This is a genomic window from Siculibacillus lacustris, from assembly GCF_004328075.1.
GTDB classification, from domain to species: domain Bacteria; phylum Pseudomonadota; class Alphaproteobacteria; order Rhizobiales; family Ancalomicrobiaceae; genus Siculibacillus; species Siculibacillus lacustris.
The window spans coordinates 1-10,192 of record NZ_SJFN01000064.1; the positions used below are offsets into that span (position 1 = coordinate 1).

At 69.0% G+C, this 10,192-nt stretch carries 8 protein-coding genes; 5 read left to right on the top strand and 3 right to left on the bottom strand.

Going from position 1 to position 10,192, the window contains the following annotated elements; translation table 11 throughout:
- The 5 genes from EYW49_RS22285 to EYW49_RS22305 form a co-directional block, all read left to right on the top strand.
- On the top strand, positions 1–1,037 hold a 1,037-nt coding region (locus tag EYW49_RS22285; protein ID WP_206365538.1), incomplete at its 5' end, for a class I SAM-dependent methyltransferase.
- Complete coding sequence (locus EYW49_RS22290) at positions 1,034–1,921, top strand: TrmH family RNA methyltransferase (RefSeq protein WP_131311884.1); 888 nt, start codon at positions 1,034–1,036, stop codon at positions 1,919–1,921. The genes EYW49_RS22285 and EYW49_RS22290, both read left to right, overlap by 4 nt.
- 462 nt (positions 1,922–2,383) lie before the next feature.
- Positions 2,384–4,063, top strand: coding sequence for a methyl-accepting chemotaxis protein (locus tag EYW49_RS22295; RefSeq protein ID WP_131311886.1), 1,680 nt, complete (start codon positions 2,384–2,386; stop codon positions 4,061–4,063).
- A 193-nt stretch (positions 4,064–4,256) separates the two neighbouring features.
- Entirely contained in the window at positions 4,257–4,787 is a 531-nt protein-coding gene (locus EYW49_RS22300; protein WP_131311888.1) for an REP-associated tyrosine transposase, read from the top strand.
- A 205-nt stretch (positions 4,788–4,992) separates the two neighbouring features.
- Positions 4,993–5,385 (top strand): NifB/NifX family molybdenum-iron cluster-binding protein, encoded by a 393-nt coding sequence (locus tag EYW49_RS22305; protein ID WP_131311890.1) that lies wholly within the window; start codon positions 4,993–4,995, stop codon positions 5,383–5,385.
- A 114-nt stretch (positions 5,386–5,499) separates the two neighbouring features.
- On the opposite strand, the gene pflA is transcribed toward EYW49_RS22305, so the two are convergent.
- The 3 genes from pflA to gap form a co-directional block, all read right to left on the bottom strand.
- On the bottom strand, positions 5,500–6,237 hold the full coding sequence (gene pflA, locus EYW49_RS22310; RefSeq protein ID WP_228259716.1) for a pyruvate formate-lyase-activating protein: 738 nt from the start codon (positions 6,235–6,237) through the stop codon (positions 5,500–5,502).
- 49 nt (positions 6,238–6,286) lie between these two features.
- Positions 6,287–8,569 (bottom strand): formate C-acetyltransferase, encoded by a 2,283-nt coding sequence (pflB, locus tag EYW49_RS22315; RefSeq protein ID WP_131311894.1) that lies wholly within the window; start codon positions 8,567–8,569, stop codon positions 6,287–6,289.
- Between the two features lie 621 nt (positions 8,570–9,190).
- A partial coding sequence (gap, locus tag EYW49_RS22320) for a type I glyceraldehyde-3-phosphate dehydrogenase (protein WP_131311896.1) occupies positions 9,191–10,192 on the bottom strand: 1,002 nt, incomplete at its 5' end.

Genomic DNA, 10,192 nt, shown 5'->3' on the forward strand with positions numbered 1-10,192 from the left:
CCGACGCCGCGCCCGCTGCGCCGCGCCGCTCGACGCCGCGCCCCGCCGCCGCCGAGCCGCCGCCGATCGTCCATGGACCGCCGCCGGAGGGTCTCGGGCCGCGCCGGCTCGCCGGCTCGCCGACCACGCCGACGATCCTCGAGACCGCCGGCTGGGCCGATTACGCGCTGCTCGACAGCGGCGCCGGGCGCAAACTCGAGCGCTACGGCGCGATCCGCATCGTCCGCCCCGAGGAACAGGCGCTGTGGGCGCCGCGTCTGCCGGCCGCCGTGTGGGAGGGCGCCGACGCCCATTTCACCGGCGACGTCGAGGAGGAGGGGCCGGGCCGCTGGCGCTTCCCCGTCGCCCTGCCGCCGTCCTGGCCGATGAGCTTCGCGCCGGCGCGCTTCTCCTGCCGCTTCACCTCGTTCCGCCACACCGGCGTGTTTCCCGAACAGGTCGCCCACTGGCTGTGGATGCGCGAGCGCGTCGCCGCGGCGGTCGCCGCCGGCCGCCGGCCGCGCCTGCTCAATCTGTTCGGCTACACCGGGCTCGCCAGCCTGATCGCCGCGGCGGCCGGCGCCGAAGTGACCCATGTCGACGCCTCGAAGAAATCGATCGCCTGGGCGCGCGAGAATCAGGCCGAGAGTGGCCTCGATCACCTGCCGATCCGCTGGATCTGCGACGACGCCCAGAAGTTCGTCGCCCGCGAGGCGCGCCGCGGCAGCCGCTACGACGCCATCCTGCTCGATCCGCCGAAATACGGCCGCGGCCCCGAGGGCGAAGTGTGGCAGCTGTTCGAGCATCTCGGCGGCATGCTGCGCACCACCCGCGATCTGCTCTCCGACGCGCCGCTGTTCACCATCCTCACCGTCTATGCGATGCGCGCGTCCTATGCCGCCTTCCACGAACTGACCGCGGAGGTCATGGCGCGCCGCCCCGGCCGCCTCGAATCGGGCGAACTCTTTCTCACCGAGGCGCCGGCGCCCGGCACCGACATCATCCGCCGCCTTCCCACTTCGCTGTGGGTCCGCTGGACCCCGGAGACCGCCCCATGACCCGCCCGCCTCGCGACCTCTACCGCCGGGGAGCCGACCGCCCCGCCGCCCCGCGGGCCGCCGCGCCCGCCCCGTCGACGGCGCCGGCCCGCGAGGTCACCAGCCTGACCAACCCGGTGGTCAAGGACCTGCGCGCGCTCCACCTCAAGAAGGAGCGAGAGGCCTCGGGACTGTTCCTCGCCGAGGGCCTGAAGCTGGTCACCGACGCCCTCGACGAGGGCTGGCCGATCCGCACCCTGGTGCACGCCACCCGGGTCAAGGACCAGCCGCTGGTGGTGCGCGCCGTGGCCGCGGCCAAGGCCCGCGGCGCCCTGGTGCTGGAGGTCTCCGACGAGGTGCTGGTCAAGATCTGCCGCCGCGACAATCCGCAGATGGTGGTCGCGGCCTTCGTCCAGAAGATCGCCCGCCTCGCCGATCTCGCCGCGCCGAGCGGCGTGTGGGTGGCACTGGAGGGGGTCAAGGACCCCGGCAATCTCGGCACGATCATCCGCACCGTCGATTCGGTCGGCGCCGCCGGCGTGATCCTGATCGGCGACACCACCGATCCCTTCGCGCTCGAGGCGGTGCGCGCCACCATGGGCTCGCTGTTCCACGTGCCGATCGCCGCCGCGACCCTCGAGGAGTTTTCCGCCTGGACCGCGGCTCATCGCCTGCCGGTGTGGGGGACGCATCTGAAGGGCGCGGTCGACTATCGCTCGGTCGCCTGGCCGGAGACCTGCGTGGTGCTGATGGGCAACGAGCAGTCGGGCCTGCCCGAGGCCTACGTCGCGGTCTGCGACGGGCTGGTCAAGATCCCGATGGCCGGCAAGGCCGACAGCCTCAACCTCGCTGTTGCGACGGCTGTGATGTTGTATGAGGTGCGGCGGCGCGCCCTCGGCGTGTGAGGCGGAGGGGCGGGCCCCAGGGGCCGCCGTAGGGTGCATCGAGCGCAGCGAGTTGCACCGGCAGCCGAGCGGCTCATGCCCCGGTTCGCGCCGGCGGGGCCCGTGCGTCTCCGGGAGCGCGTTCGTCCGACCCCTCTGGCCCGCGGTGCAACTCGCTGCGCTCGATGCACCCTACGGCGGCACCCTACGGCCGAGACGATCGTCACCGCCGTGACCGGCCTTCATGGTTTTCCGTAGATTACGCAACGTAATTGTCGCCACCTCGATCCATTTATTCTTACCTCTTGGAAGTTTTTGACGAGACGTCGACCGGCTTCTCCCGACATTAAGGCCCGTTTGATCATTTCCGTCGATCATGAGCCTCGACGTGATCATCACCTCGATCCCCCCGGCCCCCGACGTCGCACGCCTCTTCGGCGTGTCGGCTCCGGTCGCACTGGTGGGGACCGAACTGGGGGCTCCATGAAATCCCTCTCCGTAAAGGCCGGGCTCGTCCTGGCTTCGGTCCTCACCATCGTCCTGTGTCTGGGTGTCGCCTTCGTCGCGACGTCGCGGCTGAGCATGGTCAACGACGGCGCCACGCGGCTCTACAGCGACATCCTCCCCGGGCTGCAGCAGGCCGAAGAGATGAACGTGGCGCTCGGCAATCTGCGCATCGCCAGCCTCGAATATGTCACCGTCGTCGATCCGGCGGCGCGCAAGAGCAAGCTCAAGGACATCGCCGATGCGCGCGGCGACTTCGACACGCAGAAGAAGAAATATGCCCTCCACATGGACAAGGGCGAAGAATCCGCCCTGTTCGATCGAGTGGTCGCCGGATTCAACAAATACAGCGACATGACCAGCGATCTGATCTCGCTCACCGAAGGCGGCCGCATCGACGATGGCCGGGTGCTGGTGATCGGCACGATGGACGAGATCTACGGAACGGTCGGCAAGATGTTGGACGAACTCGTCGCCTACAACATCAAGGACGCCGCCGTCGTCGACGGCACCAATCAGGCGACCTACGGCTCGGCCTGGTGGATGGTGGTATCCGGCGGCGCGCTGTTGCTGATGGTCGCCTCGGCCCAGGCGCTGTTCTCGATCTTCCGCGTCAGCCGTCCGATCGAAACGCTGACCGTGGCGATGACCGGGATCGCCGGCGGCCGATTCGACACGCCGGTGCCCTTCGCCGAGACGACCAACGAGATCGGCCAGATGGCGCGGGCGCTGCTGGCCTTCCGCGACGGTCTGATCGCCGCCGAGCGCCAGCGTCGCGAGCAGAGCGAACGCGAGGAGAGCGAGCGTCGCCGCTCCCTCCACCGCGAACAGCTGGCCGGTGATTTCGTCGGCCGCATGCAGGCACTCGCCGCCGGCTTCACCCAGTCCTCCGGCGAGGTCGCCTCGGCCGCCGAGAACCTCTCGGCGACCGCCGAGGAGACCACCCGTCAGGCCCAGTCGGTGGCCACCGCGGCGGAGGAAGCCGCGGCCAACGTCCAGACCGTCGCCTCGTCGTCCGAGGAGATGTCCGCCTCGATCCGCGAGATCTCGGGCCGCGTCGGCCATTCCACCAAGGTCGCCGACACCGCGGTGGCCGAGGCGGAATCGTCCAACGTCCGCATCCGGGCGCTGGCCACCGCGGCCTCGGCGATCGGCGAGGTGATCAACCTGATCAAGGGCATCGCCGACCAGACCAATCTGTTGGCGCTCAACGCGACGATCGAGGCGGCGCGCGCCGGCGAGGCCGGTCGCGGCTTCGCGGTGGTCGCCGCCGAGGTCAAGCAGCTGGCCGATCAGACCGCCAAGGCGACCGAGGTGATCGGCGCCAAGGTCGGCGAGATCCAGCAGGCGACCGACGGCACCGTGACCTCGATGGGCGAGATCGCCCAGATCATCGCGGTGATCAAGGAGACCGCCTCGGCGATCGCCGACGCGATCGATCAGCAGGGCGCGGCGACCGCCGAGATCGCCCGCAGCTGCCAGCAGGCGGCGACCGGCACCCATCAGGTGACCGAGAACATCTCCGGCGTCGGCCGCGCCGCCGAAATGACCGGCGCCGCCTCGACCCGGCTGATGACCCTGTCGGGCGGATTGTCCGAACAGGCGGTCGACCTGCGCCGGGTGGTCGAGAGCTTCGTGGGGGATTTCGCCGCGGCGTGAGGGGACGGGTGCATCGCCGTAGGGTGCATCGAGCGCAGCGAGTTGCACCTTGGGGCGCAGCCACGGGCGCCGCCGGTGCAACTCGCTGCGCTCGATGCACCCTGCGATCCTCGATGCACCCTACGGTCGGCGGGTTGCGCCGGCGGCTTAGACGAGGGACGATGGCTCCGCCCCACGACGGCGAGTGCCCGCCATGCCGAACTACCGGCGTCTTCGAATCCCGGGCGGATGTTGGTTCTTCACGGTCGCTCTGCAGGATCGGCGGAGCGGCCTCCTCGTCGAACGCATCGCGGATCTACGGGCCGCGGTCGCGGTGGCGCATCGCCGGCAACCGTTTCAGATCGACGCGATGGTGGTCCTGCCGGATCATCTCCACGCCGTCTGGACGCTGCCCGACGGGGACTCGGATTTCTCCGAACGCTGGCGACGGATCAAGGCGGAATTCACCTCGGCGCTCGTCGCGGCGGGTATCGCGGTGCCGAAGGGGCGACGCCCCGGCGAGCGGGCGCTGTGGCAACGGCGCTTCTGGGAACATGCGATCCGCGACGACGCGGATTTCGCGCGTCATTTCGACTATTGCCACATCAATCCGATGAAACACGGGCTGGTCGATCGCGTCGCCGACTGGCCCCATTCGTCGTTTCACCGCGCCGTCCGCGACGGGGTCTATGCCGCCGATTGGGCGGGGACGGTCGAGGGACCCGGCGACTTCGGCGAGCGGTGAGGCAGGGCGAGCCGTGGGGTCCCGTAGGGTGCATCGAGCGCAGCGAGTTGCACCGGCGGAGATGACCACGGCCGCGGACGGTGCAACTCGCTGCGCTCGATGCACCCTACGATCCTCGATGCACTCCCCCTCCGCAGTCTCCCCGATCCCTGCCCACCGATCGGCCATGCTAATTCTCCGGGCAGACAGCCCGGAGAGCCGCCCCATGAAGATCGCCTTTCCCACCCGCGACGGATCCACGGTCGCCGGTCATGCCGGCAAGGCGAGCTCGTGGCTGGTCTATGATCTCGCCGAACTCGCCCCCGGCGCGGCGCTGCCGGCGCCGGCGCGCGTCGAGCTCGCCAGGGACGAGGTGATCCACCATTTCCACGACGATCGGCCGCATCCGCTCGACGGCGTCGCGTTGGTCGTCACGGCGTCGGCCGGCGACGGCTTCATCCGCCACATGAAGACCCGCGGCAGCGAGGTGTTGCTCACCGGCGAGACCGATCCGGCCGCGGCGCTGGCCAAGCTCGCCGCCGGCGAGGCGCTCGCCGATCAGCGCTTCGACATCACCACCAGTCTGTGCAAGTTGCGCGATCTGTTTTCGCGCCATTGATCGCCGCCCGGGCGTACCGGCCCCCCTCGGGATACCCGCGGGCGGCCACGACGCCGTTCGGCGCTCCGACGGGTCGAGACGGGTCGGACGGGCGGGATGCCGGCCAGCGGCGCCTCAGGCGACGTTGAGGCCGTGGTCGCGGAAGGCGGCGCGGGTGCGGTCGATCAACTCGCGGCTCGGCGGTTCGGTGTCGGCGAGGCGGTAGGGCACGCCCTCGGCAGCCCACTTGAACTCGCCCATCTTGTGGAAGGGCAGGACGTCGACGCGCTCGACGTTGCCGAGGCCGGCGGCGAAGGCGGCCAGTCCGTCGATCTCGTCGAATTTGTCGGTGAGGCCGGGGACCAGCACGTAGCGCAGCCACACCGGCTTCTTCATCGCCGCGAGGCGCTCGGCGAAGGCCAGCGTCGGGGCCAGCGCGACGCCGGTCAGGTCGTGATAGGTGGCCTCGGTGAAGGCCTTGATGTCGAGCAGCACCAGGTCGACGTCGGCGAGCAGGAAGTCGTCGGCGTGGAGGCCGAGGAAACCGGCGGTGTCGAGCGCGGTGTGCAGGCCCATCTCCTTGCAGCCGCGCAGGATCGCCGCGGTGAAGTCGGGCTGGACCAGCGGTTCGCCGCCGGACAGGGTGACGCCGCCGCGGGCGCGCTTGAGGAACGAGGCATAGCCGCGGATCTCGTCGAGGATCTCGCGGGAGGTCGTCGGCTTGCCGTGATGCATGTGCCAGCTGTCGGGGTTGTGACAGTACTGGCAGCGCAGCAGGCAGCCGGCGAGGAACAGCACGAAACGGATGCCGGGACCGTCGACGGCGCCGCCGGTCTCGGTGGAATGAACCCAGCCACGGATGGCCGGACGCACGACGCCCGCCCCCGAAGGGACGGGCGCCGCGGAACGACCCGAAGGGTGCTCACTCGATCCCATGGAACGTCCGGCTGATGACGTCGAGCTGCTGCTCGCGCGTCAGTTTGATGAAGTTCACGGCGTAGCCGGACACCCGGATGGTCAGCTGCGGATAGAGCTCGGGGTGATCCATCGCATGGAGCAGCGTCTCGCGATCGAAGACGTTGACGTTGATGTGATGGCCGCCCTGGGCGAAGTAACCGTCGAGCAGGCCGGTCAGGTTGTCGACCCGGTCGGGCTGCGAACCACCGAGCGCGTTCGGCACGATGGTGAAGGTGTAGGAGATGCCGTCCTGCGAATGCTGGTAGGGCAATTTCGCCACCGACGCCATCGAGGCGAGAGCGCCCTTGGAGTCGCGGCCGTGCATCGGGTTGGCACCCGGCGCGAAGGGCTCGCCGGCCTTGCGGCCGTCCGGGGTGTTGCCGGTCTTCTTGCCGTAGACGACGTTGGAAGTGATGGTCAGCACCGACATGGTCGGCATCGCATGGCGATAGGTCTTCTGCTTGCGGATGCAGCCCATGAAGGTTTCGACCAACCACACCGCGATGTCGTCGACGCGGGCGTCGTTGTTGCCGAAGGCCGGATATTCGCCGTCGATCACATATTCCTTGACCAGGCCGGTGTCGTCACGGACGACCGAGACCTTGGCGTATTTGATCGCCGAGAGGCTGTCGCAGGCGACCGACAGGCCGGCGATGCCGCAGGCCATGGTGCGCAGGATGTCGCGATCGTGCAGCGCCATCTCGATCCGCTCGTACATGTACTTGTCGTGCATGTAGTGGATCGAGTTGAGGGCGTTGACGTAGACCCGGGCGAGCCATTCCATCATCGGCACGAACTTGGCCTTGACGTCCTCGTAGTCGAGCACGTCCCCGGTGACCGGGGCGAGCGTCGGGCCGACCTGTTCGCCGGACTTCTCGTCGCGACCGCCGTTGATCGCGTAGAGCAGGGTCTTGGCGAGGTTGGCGCGGGCGCCGAAGAACTGCATCTGCTTGCCGATGCGCATGGCGGAGACGCAGCAGGCGATGCCGTAGTCGTCACCCCAGTAGGGGCGCATCAGATCGTCGTTCTCGTACTGGATCGACGAGGTGCGGATCGACATCTCGGCGCAGAAGTCCTTGAAGCCCTTGGGCAGCTTCTCCGACCACAGGACGGTCAGGTTCGGCTCCGGGGCCGGGCCGAGGGTCTCCAGGGTGTGGAGGAAGCGGAAGCTCGACTTGGTGACCAGCGTGCGGCCGTCGATGGCCATGCCGCCGATCGACTCGGTGACCCAGGTCGGGTCGCCGGAGAACAGCGCGTCGTAGTCCGGGGTGCGCAGGAAGCGGACGATGCGCAGCTTCATGACGAAATGGTCGAGGATCTCCTGGGCGCCGGCTTCGTCGAGGGTGCCCTCGGCGATGTCGCGCTCGAAGTAGACGTCGAGGAAGCTCGACACACGGCCGATCGACATGGCCGCGCCGTTGGATTCCTTGACCGCCGCGAGATAGGAGAAATAGGTCCACTGCACCGCTTCACGGGCATTGGCCGCCGGGCGGGTGATGTCGAAGCCGTAGGACTTCGCCATCGCGACGAGTTCCTTGAGGGCTTTGATCTGCTCGGCGATCTCTTCGCGCAGGCGCAGCACCTCTTCGTCGAGCTGGTCGAGCTCGAGGCTCTTGGCCTGGGCCTTCTTGTCCTCGATCAGGCGGGCGACGCCGTAGAGGGCGGTGCGGCGATAGTCGCCGATGATGCGACCGCGGCCGTAGGCGTCCGGCAGGCCGGTGATCACGCCGGACTTGCGGCAGCGCAGCGCCTCGGGGGTGTAGACGTCGAAGACGCCGTCGTTGTGGGTCTTGCGCAGCGACGGGAAGACCTTGTCGAAGGTCGGGTCGGCGGCGAAGCCGTAGGCGTCGAGGCCGCTCTTGACCATGCGATAGCCGCCGAAGGGCATGATCGCGCGGCGCAGCGGCCGGTCGGTCTGCAGGCCGACGATCTGCTCGAGGTCGCGGTCGATGTAGCCGGCCTTGTGGGAGACGATCGAGGCGACCACGGTCGGATCGACGTCGAGGACGCCGCCGGCGTCGCGCTCGGCCTTGAGCAGGTCCTTCAGCGTCGCCCACAGAGCGGCGGTGCGCGGCGTGACCGACGCGAGGAAGGAGGCGTCACCGGTGTAGGGCGTGACGTTGTCGAGCAGGAAGCCGCGCAGGTCGATCTCCTGGGTCCACCGTCCGACCGTGAATCCCCGCCAGGGATCGAGCTCGGTCCCGACTGCCTGGGCCTCTTCGATCCCGTCGCGCAACTGGATGTTCATTGTCTCACCTCTTTCGATGACGCCCGGCACATCGACCTTTGGAGGGCTCGACGGGCTCACGCAGTTCATGACGTGCTGTATACTGCTTTCGTCTAATGCCCGCCATGCGGGCCCACACCTATCAGTCGGTCGCTCCGCGCATCCCTCGCGCCGCCGCCGGTGTCCCCACCGAACCGCCCGGCGGAGCCCGCGAAGGGCGCGCAATCCTCGAAAAACGGCGATGTTTCGCCGTTTCTGCGCGTTGCGCGCGATCTCGGGCCGTGCCCGTCGATGGTGTGGACGAGGGTCCCCTCCCCCGCCGCGACATGGTCGACATGCACCGACGTCAACTCTACGCGAATCGGACGGATCACGCGAGAGGCCCGCGACGGGTTCGATCGGGGTCGTGAACGCCGTGGAAAGAGGTTCGGACGAGGCGTGCAGCCGCGGCACGACGTCGCGGATGGGGCGGTTTTCCGGGCGAATCGGCCGGTCGCGGGACGGCCCCGGCCGGGTGTCGCGAGCGGAGCCGGCGGGGCCGGGTCCGCACGAATACGAAGCCGGCGCCGACGGGGTGCGTCGGCGCCGGCGAGGGCGGAGAGACGGACGATGGGCGCGGCCCCGATTGGGGCCGCGGGCGGCTCAGACGAGCTTGCCCATGGCGACGGCGGTGTCGGCCATGCGGTTGGAGAAGCCCCACTCGTTGTCGTACCAGGACAGCACGCGGACGAAGTCGCCGGCCATCACCCGAGTCTCGAGCAGATGGGCGGTGGACGACGCCGGGTCGTGGTTGAAGTCGGAGGAGACCAGCTTCTCCTTGGTGTAGGCCAGCACGCCCTTGAGCGGGCCGTCGGCCGCCGCGACCAGGGCGGCGTTGACCTCTTCCACGGTGGTGGCGCGCTTGGCGACGAAGTTGAAGTCGACCACCGAGACGTTGGGGGTCGGCACGCGGATCGCCACGCCGTCGAGCTTGCCCTTGAGTTCCGGCAGAACCAGACCGACCGCCTTGGCCGCACCGGTCGAGGTCGGGATCATCGACAAGGCCGCGGCACGGGCCCGGTAGAGGTCCTTGTGCAGGGTGTCCAGCGTCGGCTGGTCGCCGGTGTAGCTGTGGATGGTGGTCATGAAGCCGTGGTCGATGCCGATGGCGTCGTTCAGGGCCTTGGCGATCGGCGACAGGCAGTTGGTGGTGCACGAGGCGTTGGACACGATCAGGTGCTCGGCGGTGAGCTTGTCGTGGTTGACGCCGTAGACCACGGTCAGGTCGGCGTTCTCGCCGGGGGCCGAGATCAGCACGCGCTTGGCGCCGGCGGCGAGCTGCAGCGCGGCCTTGTCGCGGGCGGTGAAGATGCCGGTGCACTCGAGCGCCACGTCGACGCCGAGTTCGCCCCAGGGCAGCGTCGCCGGATCGCGGATGGCGGTGACCTTGATCGGGCCGCGGCCGACGTCGATGGTGTCGCCGGCGACGGTGACCACGCCGGGGAAGCGGCCGTGGACGCTGTCGTAGCGCACCAGATGGGCGTTGGTCTCGACCGGGCCGAGATCGTTGATGCCGACCACTTCGATGTCGGTGCGTCCCGACTCGACGATCGCCCGCAGGACATTGCGGCCGATGCGGCCGAACCCGTTGATCGCTACACGGAC